We start from the raw sequence: 16,032 nt of genomic DNA on the forward strand, positions 1-16,032 counted from the left end.
TTGCGAATTTGGGGCATGACGTGACCAAACTGAACCTGATTGCCGGCGAATGGCTGGCCGGCGAAAGCGAAATTGAAAACCGCAATCCTTCGGATTTAAGCGATCTGGTTGGCATGTTCACACAAGCCAGCGCCGATCAGCTTGAGGCGACTCTGGATCAGGCGCGCGTCGCGCAGGCCGAATGGGCCGCCTACGGGCTGGAGCGAAAACAGGCCGTCCTGAACGCCATCGGCAACGAGTTGATGGCCCGCGCCGAGGAACTCGGCACTCTGCTCAGCCGCGAAGAAGGCAAGCCGCTGGCCGAAGGCAAGGGCGAGGTTTACCGCGCCGGTCAGTTCTTCACGTATTACGCCGCCGAGTGTCTGCGCCAGATCGGTGAAAACGCCGATTCCGTGCGCCCCGATATCGAAGTGGATGTGCGCCGCGAAGCTGTTGGCGTAGTTGCGATCATCAGTCCGTGGAACTTCCCCACTGCAACCGCCTCGTGGAAGATTGCCCCGGCGCTGTGCTATGGCAACGCGGTGGTGTGGAAACCCGCCAACATCACACCCGCCTCGGCTGTGGCCCTGACTGAAATCATCGAACGGCAGGATATTCCGAAAGGTCTGTTCAGCCTTGTGATGGGCTCGGGCCGTTCGGTCGGTCAGCGCCTTGTGGAAAGCCCCAAGGTCAATGCGATTTCCTTCACCGGGTCTGTACCCGTGGGCAAAGGCATCGCCGCCGCAGCAATCCAGAACCTGACCAAGGTGCAGATGGAAATGGGGTCCAAAAACGCGCTGGCCGTGATGGACGACGCCGATCTGGATCTGGCGGTGACACTGGCACTGGGCGGGGCCTTTGGCGGGACCGGTCAGAAATGCACCGCCTCGTCGCGGCTGGTGGTTCATGCGGGCATCCACGATGCCTTTGTCGAGAAACTGGTTGCCGGTGCGCAGGCAATGAAAGTGGGTCACGCGCTGGAAGCAGGCGTGCAGATGGGCCCCGTCGTCAGCCAGCAGCAGTTGAATGAAAACCTCGCCTATGTCGATCTGGGCAAATCCGAAGGGGCCGAGCTGGCCTGTGGCGGTCAGCGCCTGGAGATGCCTCATGACGGGTTCTACATGTCGCCGGGCGTGTTCCTGAACACCATCAACGACATGCGCATCAACCGCGAAGAAATGTTTGCGCCCCTGACATCCGTCATCAAGGTCAGCAGCTATGACGAGGCGCTGAGTGTGGTCAACGACACCAATTTCGGCCTGACCTCGGGCATCGTGACCAAATCGCTGGCTCGCGCCACCCATTTCCGCCGCAACGCGCGCACCGGTGTTGTGACGGTTAACCTGCCCACCGCTGGCACCGATTACCACGTGCCTTTCGGTGGCCGGGGCGACAGCTCGTACGGGCCGCGCGAACAGGGTAAGGCAGCGGCTGAATTCTATACAACGGTCAAAACCGCCTATATCAGCGCAGGCCCGGTCTGATGCGGATCGACGGCCTGCAATATGCCAATTGGTCGGAGAAGATATTTCGCCAATTGCGCGAAGGGCGCGTGGACGCGATCCACGTCACCATCTCCTATCATGAGAATTTCCGAGAAACGGTTCTGAATTTCGAGAAATGGAACCGTTGGTTCGAGCAATATCCGGATCTGATCATGAAAGGGCGGTGGGCCGGCGATATCGACACGGCCCGTGAAACAGGCCGGACCGCCGTGTTTTTCGGGTTTCAGAACCCATCGCCCATCGAAGACGACATCGGGCTGGTTGAAATCCTGCACGATTTGGGCGCGCGGTTCATGCAACTGACCTATAACAACCAATCCCTGCTGGCGACCGGTTGTTATGAGGCCGAAGACACCGGCATCACCCGAATGGGCAAGCAGGTGATCAAAGAGATGAACCGCGTGGGCCTTGTGGTGGACATGAGCCATTCGGCTGACCGGTCCACAATCGAGGCGGCTGAACTCTCAGACAGGCCCATCGCAATCACGCATGCCAATCCGCACGATTGGTCCCCGGCCCTGCGCAACAAGCGAGATGATGTCATCCGCGCCGTGACTGAAAACGGTGGGATGCTGGGTTTTTCGGTCTACCCTCACCACCTGAAGGACAAGTCTGACTGCACGCTGGAAAGCTTTTGCGAGATGATCGCCCGCACTGCGGACAAATACGGGGCCAGTCATCTGGGGATCGGCACTGACCTGTGCCAGGATCAGCCTGACAGTATCGTTGAATGGATGCGTGTGGGGCGGTGGACAAAAGAAATCGACTATGGCGAAGGCTCGGCCTCTGCTCCGGGGTTTCCACCAATGCCGGGCTGGTTTCAGGACAACCGAGACTTTGGAAACATCGAACAAGGGTTACGCGCGACCGGCCTGAACGATGACGAAGTGGCCGGGATCATGGGCAGGAACTGGTATCGGTTCTTTGCCGAGAACTTCGTCCCACAAAGGTAGCCAAATGGAACCACACGCGCAGACAGAGATCGCCAGACGTGACACCGCTACGGTCATGCGGCTGTCACGGCTGGGATCATTGCATCAATGCCGGCTCAGCTTTATGCGGCAACTGACACGCCGCATGGCCGATGAAAACTGGAGCTTCTCGCGACCTGCATTCGAAATTGACGACAAAGGTGTCGGCCATGCGGTCTATACCGCGCAAGGCCCCGATCGCGCCTATTCGCTGGTAGCATTTGCCCATGACCTGCCTGCCGATCAACGGTCAGACCGGGTTATTGCCGAAGCCTGGGACGCCACCTTTGCGCTGTTCGACGGTATCCCGACGCTAGAAGACATTGATCGGCTGTCGCGGAACGTACCGCTGCAAGAGGCAGGGCGTGTCAGCGAAACCGAATTGTCACTGTCACGCGCCAACCGTTCCGTGCGACTCTGGGCTCATGTGGTGGATCGTCTGGCTGCGGGCCAACAACCGGACCTGGAACAGATTTATCAGGTCGGCTATCTGATGAGGACCACGGCTGTTTACGGGTCGGGCAAATTCGGCGCTGCGGATCGTGAGAAAACGGCGGACCGGGATGAGGTCAGCGGTCCCTTCCAGATCGAAATGCTGTCGGTGTACCTGACCCGGATTTTTGTACGCGATCTGGTGCAATATATGGCGCAGGTCAAAGGTGGGGATCAAACCGCCGAGCTTGATCCTGAAATCGCACGCTGGCTGGGCATCGGAAATTCCACAGGACTGGGAATGGCGCCGTTCATCGTGAACCATCCCGTTCTGTTCAACAACTGGATCATGGCGCGGGAAGAGGCCATCTCGCGCGTGCGGTCAATTAAGACAGCGACCGAAAAAGACGCGTGCGTCTTTCGCGACGTATTCGCGCGCAGCAAACAGTCAATCGCGTGGTGGCAATCCGAACATCCGATACAGGTGGAAAAACTGGCGGCACTGAAGGACGACCTGAATTCGATCGACGTATTTCTGGCTACAGACGACCTGACACGAGACCATCCGTGGGATCGCATGATCCGATGGTCGGAAACCGCGCTCAGCGAAGAAGGCCAGGAGTTGCTGGCCTCGCTGATCCTTGAGCCTTACGGAGATGTCGTGGATGGGCTGTCCAGCTGCATGGCGGACACAAACACGGCTGCACAGGTTATTGATGGAACAATGCCGGTGTCAGGGGTGCGTACCTTGATCCGGAACAGTTTTGACTGGGCGCTGGATCTTGATTGGAGTGATCCGAAAAACTGCGCGCGCGCCTGGTACGTTTCCGAAGAGAAACTTGAACCCCGACTGGGTGAACGGTTTGAAGAACCAATTGCGGACTATGAACAACCGCTCGCGCCCGCGCGTGATGCGGCGATGGCTTTCAGGGCTCTGCAAGACTGGCCGGATGATGCGCCGATAGCAGAATTTCTTTTGCGCCACCCCGAGCACCGCCACACCGTGCGCCGCGCCCAAATCAGCCGTATCGCGCCATATGGTGAGATTCATGACAACACAATCGGCGCGAAAGTGATGCCCATCGATATGTTGCGCGCAAAGCTGTCCTTCTTTGGCGCGACGCATTTCGACCCTCGTTCAGATCGCTGGGTCCGCATCTGCATGTATGCCGGCGCCCCCTACCCTGATGAGCTAAATACCGCAAACTCAGATTTGTGGGTTTATCCGGAGGTTGCACAATGACTTTTTCATTGAACGAAGTCGAAGCAACCGCCAAACGTGCAACCCGCGGGGCCGGATATGCCTGGGGCGTGGCGGAAGAGGCTGCAAAGGCCACCCGTTGGCTAAGCGCCCAAGGGTTCGACGGGCCCGCTATTCTGGCCCAACTGCTCAAACGTGAATATGCGCCCTGTCTGGAACGCCACATTCCTGTGCTTCCGAACGGAGTATGGGTTGGCGAACAAGACCTGTGCCCCCTGATGACCGGAGCTGTGATATCGGATTCCCCGACCGTCCTGTCCCAAGGCACCATTGCGATTTCAAATCTCGCAGCACCGCTGCTGTTGCTGCCCTTTGTCGCTGCGGGGGCCAAAAAGCTGGGAAAGACAGTAAAAGTCACCTTCGACGGGTATTCTGCGACAACTGATGGTGTTCATCTAAGCTGTGCAGACAGCAATTTGGACCGCGCTGATCATGTTGAGATAACCGAGGGCGACCACATTCAATACGGTCGCCCCCTGCTAAGCCGTGCCGCCCCAAATGCAGAGGCGTGGCAGATCCTCAACTCCATGGCGCACCGTACATATGCCCCTGCAACTGAAGAATCCCGACTGCTTGGCGCTGGTTCCGGCCTGTCGGACAATGACTGAAGGATCATCAGATGACCGAGACCCAAACCCTGTCGCTTGCCGAAATCGAAAAGCTGTCCTTCACCGCGTTGGTTGCCGCTGGCACAAGTGAAGAAAGCGCGCGCCCTCTGGCCGTGGCCACTGCGGCAACCGAAGCGGATGGGGTGGCCAGTCATGGTCTGGCTTATATCCCGATCTACTGTGAACACGTACAATGCGGGAAGGTTGACGGTCAGGCAGTACCGACGCTGGAAACGCCGCGCCCCGGCCTTATCCGCGTAGACGCTGCGACCGGGTTCGCACATGCAGCCATTGAAATGGGCTTTGATGCATTGATCCCGGCGGCTCGTGAACAGGGCATCGCGGCCCTTGCGATCACCAACAGCTACAATTGCGGTGTGTTGGGTTATCACACGTATCGACTGGCGCAGGCGGGTCTGGTTGGTCTTGGATTCACCAATGCACCAGCATCCATTGCACCTTCGGGTGGATCGAAGCCCGTTGTCGGCACCAACCCGTTCTCTGTTGCGGTACCGGGTCCAGACGGGCAACCCGCGTTGCTGATTGACCAGAGCGCCAGCACCATCGCCAAAAGCGAAGTGATGAAACACGCCAGAGAAGGCAAGGCCATCCCGGTCGGCTGGGCACTGGACCCGGACGGAAACCCGACAACAGACCCGAATGTCGGTCTGAAAGGAAGCATGGCCCCATCCGGCGGGTACAAAGGTGTGGGTATCGCTTTGCTGACTGAAATCATGGCGGCCGCTTTGACAGGATCTACTCTTGGGCTGCATGCCTCTCCGTTCTCGGGAACGGTCGGGGGTCCACCGAAAACCGGGCAGTTCTTCATCGCTATTGACCCTGCGGTTTCGTCAAATGGACTGTTTTCAACCGCAATATCGGATCTGGTCGTGTCGATCAGAGATCAGGACGGCGCGCACCTGCCCGGAGATGGGCGCCGTGCATGTCGCCATGCCGCAGGTCAAAAAGGTGTCGCCGTCAACACTGCTACATTGGCCAGGATTGACGCGATAATTCAGGAAAACAGTTAAGAGCAGCCACCAGACCGGGCGGATGTGGTGGCCGCTTGCGCCTAGTTCACGAAATGCAGCGTGTCGAATTCACTGCGCCAGGCAGAGACTTCCGAAGCGACAGGCGCGTCGTCCAGTCCTCGCGTGATCAAATCGGCGAGGCGATCAGCATCTCGAGAGGTCATGCCCCAGCGAACCAATTCAGGAGTGCCAATCCGCAACCCATTCAAGTCCCCTTCAACCGGCTTGACAGGTAATCCGATGCCGCATGCAAGAAACCCGCTTTCGCGAAGCTTCTTCGATGCCGCCTGCCCTCCGCCATAGGGCTCTGCCAGAACCGCGAACTGATGCGAATTGGTGAAGCCTTCCGCACCCTCAAAGACGCGAACACCCTGCGCATCCAACGCTGCGGCCAGTGCTTTTGACAGTGCGATCATCTCGTTCGCGTACGCCTGACCAAAGTCTTTCCAATCCAGCATGGTAACCGCAAGAGCGGCCGTTTTGGCGGCATCGAAATTGGCTGTCATCCCGGGAAAAGCAATAGCATCCAATGATTTGGCAATGTCGACATCATTCGACACGATCAATCCACCTGCTGGTCCACCAAGGCTTTTATAGGTGCTCATGGTCATGAAATGCGCGCCCTCGTTCAACGGGTTCGACCAGGCACGCCCCGCGATTATCCCGCACTGATGCGCGGCGTCGAACATGACTTTCGCGTCAACTTCGTCCGCAATGGCCCGCACCTCGGCAACAGGGTGTTCAAAAAGGTTCAGACTTCCGCCGATCGTGATCAGCTTGGGGCGCTCAGCCCGCGCCAGGTCGCGCAGTTGGTCCAGATCGACTGTGTAGCCATTTGTGTTAACCGGTGCCTCGATCGTGCGCAGCCCGAACAGCCCTGCACAGCCCGCAGTATGATGGGTCACATGGCCGCCGATCATTGCGGGTGGCGCAATGATTGTATCACCCGGCTTACAGGTCGCCATGAAGCCATAAAGATTTGCAATTGCGCCCGACGGCACACGAACCTCTGCAAATCGGGCATCAAAGACCTCTGCACAAAGCTCGGCCGCGATGACTTCGATTTCTTCGATTGCTTCCAGCCCCATTTCATATTTGTCACCGGGATAGCCCAGCGAAGGCCGCGACCCGATGCCCGACGACAAAAGCGCCTCGGCCTTGGGGTTCATGACATTGGTCGCGGGGTTGAGGTTGAAACACTCTTCCTCGTGAATACGGCGGTTTTCCTCTGCCAGATGCACGATCCGGTCCAATAGGTCGCCAGACGATGCCGATGCTGTCTTTGTCGCGATATTCTGAACCAATGTTTCGCTTGCGGTGGGCACCCAGTCTCTATGTGCAAGTGTCATCTGACATCCTCCTGTTTCGTGCACTGTGACTGCTGCTGCGTGACTTCGCAAAGCAGATTTGTTATTTCTTGGCGTAGAAAAACTAAGGCTAAGGTGATGAGCGTTTCCCCAAAGCGTCCCAAAGGGCCCCCACTGAACGCAATGCGCGCTTTTGAGGCAGCGGCGCGCCACATCAGCTTTGTCGCCGCGGCTGAAGAGTTGAACGTCACACCGGGTGCAATCTCGCAACACGTCAAAACGCTGGAAGGCTGGGCCGGTGCAGCACTTTTCCGGCGCAACGCGCAAGGCGTAGAACTCACGCCCGAGGGGCAGTCGCTTGTCGCTGAATTTACCAGGGCTTTTGACCAATTGGCCGACGCGGCCCGTGCGCTGCGCAACCTTAAACCCAATGCAGATTTTCATATCGCTGCTTTACCGGCCATTGCTCAGCTCTGGCTTCCCAAAAGGCTGCGCCAGATCCGATCTCAATTTCCTGACATCAGTTTTTCAGTCACTGCGCTGGAAGCGCCGCCGAGCCTGGGGCGCGAACTGTTCGACCTGTCAATCTTCTTCGCTCCACCGGACGACACGGCCAATCAGGTGGTCGTTTGCCCGGACGAGATCGTGCCGGTTTGCGCCCCGGCGCTTAAGGACCAAATTTGCCGCGCAAACGGTTTTCTGGGCGTACCGTTGCTGCACGATCTGGTGTGGAACGAAGATTGGACCAAATGGGCCCAACACTCTGGCTATGACCTGCATAGTGCCAAGGGCGGTGCTCAATTCTCCCTCTACAGTCTGGCCGTAGAGGAAGCGAAGGCGGGCGCAGGAATACTGATGGGACACCTGTGCCTGATCGAAGACGCCTTGGCCACAGGCGAGCTGACAGCTGCGCACACCAAATTGTTCCGCACCGACCGATCTCTGGTTATCCAAATGCCACAACGAACCCGCAGGAGACCGGAAACGGACCAGATTATCGCATGTTTGTCCCGTTGACCCAAATTGTCCCAGACCTCAGCGCGGGATAGATGGGAACTGAAAGGGGGGCGAAAGATTGCCCAAAACACCGGGCACTTATCTTCGTCAAACTCGAACGCTTGGTCCCAACTTTGCATGTTCAATCATGTTTGGGTACACACGAAAAACTGTCAGAGCGCTTCCGCAATCGTGGCCGCTCGGTTTGGCCAGCGACACGTGGAGGGTTACAGTGCACCGCGCCCGTCGAAGAAAGGCTGCGTCAAACGGGTTTAGTCGGTCTCAGCTTTTGGCTTTGCCTGCGACCTTGGAGGCAGCTTCCATGTTTTCGCCGATGATGTCTGCTTCTGTTTCGCTTACGTATTTTGCACAGCGCGACACCATTTCGAACCATTCACGTGCGTCTTCCACCATTCGTTCCATGGAATGGCGTTGCCATTCGGCGACGGCTTGCATCGTTTTGCTTGGATCTGGGCTGTCGCCAAACGTAGCTTCCCGGGCAGTTTGCAGCGCGGTGCGTGCAGCCTCATGGCGGCGCTTGAACCAGAGGCGGGAGTATTCCTCCGCCTCGCTCAGCAGGTGGTCCTGCGCTTTCCAAAACTGCTCGATCTGCGGCGTCACCGCGGAGTTCATGGACATCATGCCCTGCATGGATTTCAACACGTCGGTAAGGGCTTCCTGTGTCTCGATTTCGGCTGATTTTGTGGGCATTTGAACTCTCCCTGGAAAAGAAGACGGTGATTAATTTTACCACACCCAGAGGTGCACTCACATTAACCGAGATCAAATTCACTGGGTAATTCGCGCCGTCGTTTCACAATACGCCCGTCCACAACATACACGGTCGGTTGATATCAACTCATCTGGGCGACTGACCGTCTGAACATAACCAGACTTGTCATCAACAGGGCCAGACCCAACACAGCCATCCAAACGAATTCCGGCCAGACCGTTTCGATTCCAGCACCTTTGAAAACAATTGCTTGGCTGGCTGACATATAGTGGCGCGATGGCAGAAACAGCGTTCCGGCTTGCAACCAGCCTGGTTGCCCTTCGACTGGTGTTTCCCCTCCGGACAGCATCAGCATTGGCAGGACAATCAGCATGACCAGAAGCGCAAATTGCGCCATTGAGCGCGCGATCGTCGCCAGAAATACCCCAAGCGCCGTAGCTGTAAACAGAAAAAGTGCGGTTCCAAATAGGAACAGTGTCTTTGATCCGGCAATGCGAATGTCCAACGAACCCTGCATGACAAAAGTCAGCGATAACCCCGCAGCGATCAGAACAACGGCCGCATTGGCCCAGATTTTTGCCATCGCAATGTCGAGCGGAGTTAGAGGCATGGCGAGCAGATGCTCAATTGTTCCATGCTCTCTCTCCCGGATCATGGCAGCGCCGGTCAGGATGGTCGTGAGCCACATGATCTGACCGATCAGCGCAACGATGCCCGCAAAACGCACCGTATCTCTGTTTGGGTTGAAGGCACTTCTCAGAATGACATTGATTGCGGGAGGATCTACGAGGTCAACACCAACTGCAAAGCGATGGATTTCAGCGCTCAATATACTGGTGATGTAATTGGCGCCGATACCTGCCTGCTCCATAGCCGTGGCGTCTATCAGAACCTGTATCTCTGGTGTGCTTCTGGCGCGCAGGTCTTTTTCAAAACCTGGAGGAATGGCAACGATGAAGATAAACCGCCCGGCATCCATGTGCGCTGGACCGGTCCCCGGTTCAATTTGCACGACCGGTTGAAACTCCGGTGGGAAAAACGCAGTGGCAAGGGTGCGCGATAGTGGAGAGTTATCCTCATCTGCAAATGCGATTGAGGCGTTATTCACCGAGCTTGCAACGCCTGTTGCTTCCATGATCGGAGCCAGCGTGAATGACCAGACCAGCAAGGCCATCATCACCCAATCGCGGCGCAGGCTCATCATTTCCTTCAATCCCAGCCAGAATATGCAAAAAAGGCGCTGCATTCACTTCTCCTGCGCGCGCAGGCAAAGGGCGGCGGCGAGTGTCAGCACTGGACCGAAACAGGCAAGCGCAAGAATGTCCGGGGCAAGTGATTCCCACCCTAAGCCCTTGGTGAACGCGCCGACGTTCAGGTGCAGAAAATAGGAAGATGGCCAAAGCGAGCCGATGAACTGAGCCCCCCCTTCCAAAGTGGAGACGGGCTGCAACAGGCCCGAGAACTGGATGGTCGGCACAACCGAGGCGATGGCTGTCGCAAATGTCGCTGCCACCTGGCTGGATGTCATTGTGGCAATCAGCAATCCATAGGACGTCGTTGCCCAGATATACAAAAACGCACCAACCGCTAGCGGAATGGGATCGCCTTTGAGCGGCACACCGAAGACGAAAATGGTCATCGCTGCCAGCAACAGAAAGTTTGCAAAAGCAACTGCAATATAGGGAATTTGCTTACCAATCAGGAATTCGAGCCGGGTTGTCGGTGTTACGTAGAAATTCACCACAGATCCCAGCTCACGCTCACGCGCGACACTGACCGCCGTCAAGACGGCCGGCAACATGATAAGCAAAATCGCCGGCATGGCCGGGGCCATTGCTGCAATGCTTTCAAAACTCTGATTGTAGCGAAATCGCGGTTCTATCCGGGCAATCTCGAAGTCCCGTTGCCCCGTCTTTCGGGCGTGTTCGTCCAGAAAGGACTGATGCAGTCCCGCGACATATCCTTCAACGGTCTCGCCTTTGAACGGAATGGCACCATCGACTGTCGCGAGGACCTGTGTTGGCTCGCCTGTGCGCAGCTTACGACCGAAGTTCGGTGGCAACTCTAAGACCAGTGAAACGTCTCCTGCCTGGAGCCGGTTGTGGCCTTCCATAGCGCTTTCCAATGGCGGCGTGGGTTTGAAATAGGACGACCCCGCGAACTCAGTTGCATAGGCACGGCTCTCAGGACCCTGAGAAAGGTCTAGAACGGCAAAGTCCAGTTCATCAATGTCAAGCGTGATGCCAAAGCAGAAAACCAACATCAAAATGGCTGACCCAAGAAACGCAAAGGCAAGGCGCACAGGATCGCGCGCCACCTCGACGGCCTCGCGTCGCGTATAGGCCAGTGCGCGCCCGACACTGCCACCGATGTGTTTGGAATTGGTGGCCAAATCAACTCTCGGTGCTTCAACCGGCGCCGGTCTTTCTGCCGCCTCCAGAATTGAGATGAACGCAGCCTCAAGGCTGTCGGCGCTTTCAGCGGCGATCAATTCGGCTGGTGTGCCTTCTGCCAAGACCTGGCCTGCGTGCATAAACGAAACACGGTCACATCGTTCTGCTTCTGCCATGAAATGGGTGGAGACAAAGATCGTTACCGCGTCTTGTCGGGACAACTCGACGAGCAAGGCCCAAAACGTATCTCGCGCCTCTGGGTCCACTCCGGATGTCGGCTCATCCAATATCAGCACACGCGGGCGATGGATGATCGCAACCGCCAGCGACAGGCGCTGTTTGATCCCAAGGGGCAGGGCGGCCGCAAGGGTATCACGATGCGTGCCGAGTCCGAATCGTTCCGTCAGTTCCGAAATGCGCGCGTCGCGGTCAGGGATTGCGAAAATCCGGGCGTGCAACTGAAGGTTCTGATACACTGACAATTCACCGTACAATGAAAACGCCTGACTCATGTACCCAATCTCGCGGCGCACCTTTCGATCCCTGGCGTCAACGGGTTTGCCGAATAACAATGCCTCGCCTGAGCTTGCAGGCAGCAAACCGGTCAGCATTTTCATCGTCGTGGATTTTCCGCATCCGTTTGATCCCAGAAACCCGAAAATCTCTCCGCGATTGATCGAGAAATCAACGTTGTTCACGGCGATGAAATCGCCAAAGCGCCGTGTCAGCCCGCGTGCAGTAATCACGGGATCCGATTTGATCTGTCGAACGATTGATTGACCCGGCGCTGAACCAGATGCCTCGTCTGCCCGCAAGCGTCGGTACGCAGTTTCGAAGTCCTTATCGGCACGCTTCAATTCGGCGGGTTTACCCTGAAAGATGACGCGACCTGCGTCCATCGCGACGATCCAGTCAAAGCCTTCGGCCTCCTCCATATAGGCTGTAGACACAAGGACAGAGAGCTTGGGGTTTTCCGTTCGGATAGCGTCGATCAATGCCCAAAACTGTCGACGCGACAACGGATCAACCCCGGTTGTTGGCTCATCCAGAACCAGGAGTTTGGGGTCATGAATCAACGCACAGCACAGGCCAAGCTTCTGTTTCATTCCACCAGAAAGCCTGCCCATCAGGCGATCCTCAAATGGTGCAAGCGCGGTCGCTGTCAGCAATGCGGTGATCCGGGCGTCACGCTCGTCGTGTCCCTGTCCGAAAAGGCCCGAGAAGAACTCCAAATTTTCGCGTACCGACAGTTCTGAATAGAGATTCCGACCCAAACCTTGCGGCATGAATGCGATCGCAGGGCATATTCGTCTACGATGAGTGGGCTCATCAATCGCTCCGCCCAGAACGTCGATTGATCCGGATTGAAGCTTTTTTGCACCGGTGATCAACCCAAGCAATGTGGACTTGCCCACCCCGTCTGGGCCAATGAAGCCGACAAGCTGTCCGGTTGGAAGGTCCAAGGTTACAGAGTTCAACGCGATGTGTTTTCGATACCTGTGTGTAACACCGGCAATTCGAAACTCTGACGAGGCGACTGTGGCATTCATTCGAACAGCTCTTGCGGGATGGGCTGTTCAAGCGCCTCGGGCCATGCGCTGGTGGGATCGATCCGTATCACGGCAATGCCGCGCAGGCCCGTTTTTACGTGTTCAATCCGGCTTTCAACCAGGTCCTGGGGGATACGAACGCGGACACGAAAGACCAGTTGCTCGCGTTCATCCAGAGTCTCGACTTGTTTGGGCGTGAATTGCGCCTCGGGAGAAACAAAGCTGACATATGCAGGTGTGGCGTATTCGGGTAAAGCATCAAGCACGATGCGAGCTTCGGCTCCAATCGGCAACAGCCCGGCTTCCCGCGCAGGAAGGAAAACTTCCATATACACGTTCTCGAGACTGAGAAGGGTCAGGATCGGTTCACCCGCTCCGACGACCTCGCCCGGCTCGGCCAATCGATAAAGAACGCGACCCGGCATTGGTGCCAGCAAGGAACTGTCTTCGATTTGCGCCTCAATCCTGCGCACCTCGGCTTCTGCAGCGGCAATCCGGCTTTCTGCGGTTGCAACTCGGGCTTTGGCGGCACCCAACACAGCAGACGCAACTTGGTGGATGGTTTCACGTTCCTCAAAAACTGTCTTAGAGATATTGTTCCCGGTCAGTAGCGCTGTAGCACGTTCAAGTTCCTGCGCCGCCCGACGTTGCTCACTTTGGCGTTGCAGAACCAAGGCTTCAGCTTCTGCTTTTGTCTGGCGCGCCAAGGCGACCTCGGCTTTTGCCCGGTCCAGCGCTGCAGACAATTCGTCTATATCCATCCTGGCAAGTACATCACCGGCGGCGACCATGCCGCCTTCAGGTGCCAGAACTTTGGCAACACGCCCGGCGATCGTTGGCGCAATTTCAACCTGCTCTGCCTCAATCCTTCCATTACCCTGTACGAAGCCACTCGGCAATTGATCGCCGTCTTGGGAGATGACGGAGTAAACAACCGCGCCAGCAACCACGATGACTACCAGAGCAAAAAAGATGGGCGAACTCTTCTTCATAGCTTTTGCCAGATCGTTGAATGCGACGGTCAGTCTAGTGCCTGGCAGGATTGGGGACTTTGCGATGGATCAAGCGTTTCCAAAGCATGCTTGGGGGAACAACATATCCTGTCTGTCGGAATGGACGTGTCCTGTTTTCGTGCCGCCCCAGGTGCTCGTTCAGCCTCTGTTGCGCATTCATCACAGGGTGAATTGCGTCCCCTGTTGCTTCCAGAGTGCTTTGAGTTGTGCAGTGGCCCTGAACGCAGAAAGCGCCCCTTGGGGCGCTAAGTGTTTGATATCTGACTTGAAGTATTGGTTGCGGGAGCAGGATTTGAACCTGCGACCTTCAGGTTATGAGCCTGACGAGCTACCGGGCTGCTCCATCCCGCGTCAGAGTCAGATTTGTTTTCATCGTTTTAGAGAGATTTGGGGATTTTGCTAGGTTTGGCGGTGACCTACTCTCCCGGGGCTTAAGCCCAAGTACCATTGGCGCGGCAGTGCTTAACTTCCGGGTTCGGGATGGGACCGGGTGTTTCACTTGCGCTATGACCACCAAACCGAGGAAAATCCCCACGTCGCTGTTTTTGCGGAGCAAAAAAGCGACGGGCAGGAGGCAGCGTATTCGCGAAGCGGATGCGCGGTCCTGCACGGTTGTGTTAATCAGATCAACGTTGTCCAACTCAGGGTGTGTATGTCTTTGATTTGTCTTTCCATTACTGGATCAAATCAAGCCTATCGGGCGATTAGTACCGGTCAACTGAACGCATTACTGCGCTTACATCTCCGGCCTATTGACGTGGTGGTCTTCCACGGCCCTCAGGGAGACCTTGTTTTGAGGGGGGCTTCCCGCTTAGATGCCTTCAGCGGTTATCCTGTCCGATCATAGCTACCCAGCACTGCCGTTGGCACGACAACTGGTCCACCAGTGGATCGTTCACCCCGGTCCTCTCGTACTAGGGGCAACTCCTCTCAAGTCTCCTACACCCACGGCAGATAGGGACCGAACTGTCTCACGACGTTCTAAACCCAGCTCACGTACCTCTTTAAACGGCGAACAGCCGTACCCTTGGGACCTGCTCCAGCCCCAGGATGAGATGAGCCGACATCGAGGTGCCAAACACTGCCGTCGATATGGACTCTTGGGCAGTATCAGCCTGTTATCCCCGGCGTACCTTTTATCCGTTGAGCGATGGCCCTTCCACTCGGGACCACCGGATCACTATGGCCGTCTTTCGACTCTGCTCGACTTGTCAGTCTTGCAGTCAGGCTGGCTTCTGCCATTGCACTCAACGAGCGATTTCCGACCGCTCTGAGCCAACCTTCGCGCGCCTCCGTTACGCTTTAGGAGGCGACCGCCCCAGTCAAACTACCCGCCACGCAGGGTCCCGGATCCGGATAACGGACCGCGGTTAGACATCAAGAGTGCGAAGGGTGGTATCTCAAGGGAGGCTCCACGGATACTTGCGTTTCCGCTTCAAAGCCTACCACCTATCCTGCACATCACAATCCTGATGCCAGTGCGAAGCTGTAGTAAAGGTGCACGGGGTCTTTCCGTCTAACCGCGGGAAGCCTGCATCTTGACAGGCAATTCAATTTCGCTGAGTCGATGTTGGAGACAGCGGGGAAGTCGTTACGCCATTCGTGCAGGTCGGAACTTACCCGACAAGGAATTTCGCTACCTTAGGACCGTTATAGTTACGGCCGCCGTTTACCTGGGCTTCAATTCAAGGCTCTCACCTCTCCTTTTAACCTTCAGGCACCGGGCAGGCGTCAGACCCTATACGTCGTCTTGCGACTTCGCAGAGCCCTGTGTTTTTAATAAACAGTCGCCACCCCCTGGTTTGTGCCCCCAGCCCCTAGTTGCCTAGGAACCGGGCCTCCTTCTCGCGAACTTACGGAGGTATTTTGCCGAGTTCCTTCAACATCGTTCTCTCAAGCGCCTTGGTATGCTCTACCAGTCCACCTGTGTCGGTTTAGGGTACGGTCTGATGGAGGGCTATTTCCAGGAACCACTCAGCAGCCCAATCAATCCGATAAGATTGAACTACACCTGTGATCCGTCACATCCTCCTGGCCTAGGAATATTAACCTAGTTCCCATCGCCTACGCCTTTCGGCCTCGGCTTAGGGGCCGGCTTACCCTGCTCAGATTAGCTTTAAGCAGGAACCCTTGGACTTTCGGCGAGAGTGTCTCTCACACTCTTTGTCGCTACTCATGTCATCATTCTCACTAGTGATCTCTCCACCGGATCCCTCACAGGCCGGCTTCATCGAAAGAACTCGATCCGTCATT

11 protein-coding genes, 1 tRNA gene and 2 rRNA genes (1 of these 14 running past the window's edge) are annotated in these 16,032 nt (G+C 56.6%); 6 read left to right on the forward strand and 8 right to left on the reverse strand.

The window, feature by feature from the left end; all coding sequences use genetic code 11:
• Window positions 1-20 precede the first annotated feature (20 nt).
• The 5 genes from ACR0DY_RS09055 to ACR0DY_RS09075 are packed head-to-tail and all read left to right on the forward strand — an operon-like array spanning window position 21 to window position 5,787.
• Window positions 21-1,463 carry an aldehyde dehydrogenase family protein gene (locus ACR0DY_RS09055; protein WP_480483867.1) on the forward strand — a complete coding sequence of 481 codons (1,443 nt, stop codon included), beginning with the start codon at window positions 21-23 and terminating at the stop codon, window positions 1,461-1,463.
• On the forward strand, window positions 1,463-2,437 hold the full coding sequence (locus tag ACR0DY_RS09060) for a membrane dipeptidase (protein WP_480483866.1): 975 nt from the start codon (window positions 1,463-1,465) through the stop codon (window positions 2,435-2,437). Before ACR0DY_RS09055 ends, ACR0DY_RS09060 begins: the two co-directional genes overlap by 1 nt.
• A gap of 4 nt (window positions 2,438-2,441) precedes the next feature.
• Entirely contained in the window at window positions 2,442-4,130 is a 1,689-nt protein-coding gene (locus ACR0DY_RS09065) for a hypothetical protein (protein WP_480483865.1), read from the forward strand.
• A complete protein-coding gene (locus tag ACR0DY_RS09070; protein ID WP_480483864.1) occupies window positions 4,127-4,756 on the forward strand; it encodes a DUF3726 domain-containing protein in 630 nt (209 codons plus the stop codon). Before ACR0DY_RS09065 ends, ACR0DY_RS09070 begins: the two co-directional genes overlap by 4 nt.
• Window positions 4,757-4,767: 11 nt before the next feature.
• Complete coding sequence (locus ACR0DY_RS09075; protein ID WP_480898133.1) at window positions 4,768-5,787, forward strand: Ldh family oxidoreductase; 1,020 nt, start codon at window positions 4,768-4,770, stop codon at window positions 5,785-5,787.
• A gap of 41 nt (window positions 5,788-5,828) precedes the next feature.
• Here ACR0DY_RS09075 and ACR0DY_RS09080 read toward each other — a convergent pair whose 3' ends face one another.
• Complete coding sequence (locus tag ACR0DY_RS09080) at window positions 5,829-7,136, reverse strand: aminotransferase class I/II-fold pyridoxal phosphate-dependent enzyme (RefSeq protein ID WP_480483862.1); 1,308 nt, start codon at window positions 7,134-7,136, stop codon at window positions 5,829-5,831.
• 96 nt (window positions 7,137-7,232) lie between these two features.
• Here ACR0DY_RS09080 and ACR0DY_RS09085 point away from each other — a divergent pair, with 96 nt between their 5' ends.
• Window positions 7,233-8,111 (forward strand): LysR family transcriptional regulator, encoded by an 879-nt coding sequence (locus ACR0DY_RS09085; protein ID WP_480898135.1) that lies wholly within the window; start codon window positions 7,233-7,235, stop codon window positions 8,109-8,111.
• Between the two features lie 261 nt (window positions 8,112-8,372).
• On the opposite strand, the gene ACR0DY_RS09090 is transcribed toward ACR0DY_RS09085, so the two are convergent.
• The 7 genes from ACR0DY_RS09090 to ACR0DY_RS09120 form a co-directional block, all read right to left on the reverse strand.
• On the reverse strand, window positions 8,373-8,801 hold the full coding sequence (locus ACR0DY_RS09090; RefSeq protein WP_480483860.1) for a phasin family protein: 429 nt from the start codon (window positions 8,799-8,801) through the stop codon (window positions 8,373-8,375).
• A gap of 143 nt (window positions 8,802-8,944) precedes the next feature.
• Window positions 8,945-10,069 (reverse strand): ABC transporter permease, encoded by a 1,125-nt coding sequence (locus ACR0DY_RS09095; RefSeq protein ID WP_480483859.1) that lies wholly within the window; start codon window positions 10,067-10,069, stop codon window positions 8,945-8,947.
• Window positions 10,070-12,766 carry a ribosome-associated ATPase/putative transporter RbbA gene (rbbA, locus tag ACR0DY_RS09100; RefSeq protein WP_480546261.1) on the reverse strand — a complete coding sequence of 899 codons (2,697 nt, stop codon included), beginning with the start codon at window positions 12,764-12,766 and terminating at the stop codon, window positions 10,070-10,072.
• Window positions 12,763-13,758 (reverse strand): HlyD family secretion protein, encoded by a 996-nt coding sequence (locus ACR0DY_RS09105; protein WP_480483857.1) that lies wholly within the window; start codon window positions 13,756-13,758, stop codon window positions 12,763-12,765. Before ACR0DY_RS09105 ends, rbbA begins: the two co-directional genes overlap by 4 nt.
• Before the next feature lie 295 nt (window positions 13,759-14,053).
• Window positions 14,054-14,130, reverse strand: a tRNA-Met gene (locus tag ACR0DY_RS09110).
• Window positions 14,131-14,182: 52 nt separating this feature from the next.
• Window positions 14,183-14,297: ribosomal RNA gene (gene rrf / locus ACR0DY_RS09115) — 5S ribosomal RNA — on the reverse strand.
• Window positions 14,298-14,462: 165 nt separating this feature from the next.
• Window positions 14,463-16,032: ribosomal RNA gene (locus tag ACR0DY_RS09120) — 23S ribosomal RNA — on the reverse strand (it continues 1,275 nt past the right edge of the window).

The sequence above is a fragment of the Ruegeria sp. O6 genome, assembly GCF_056535045.1.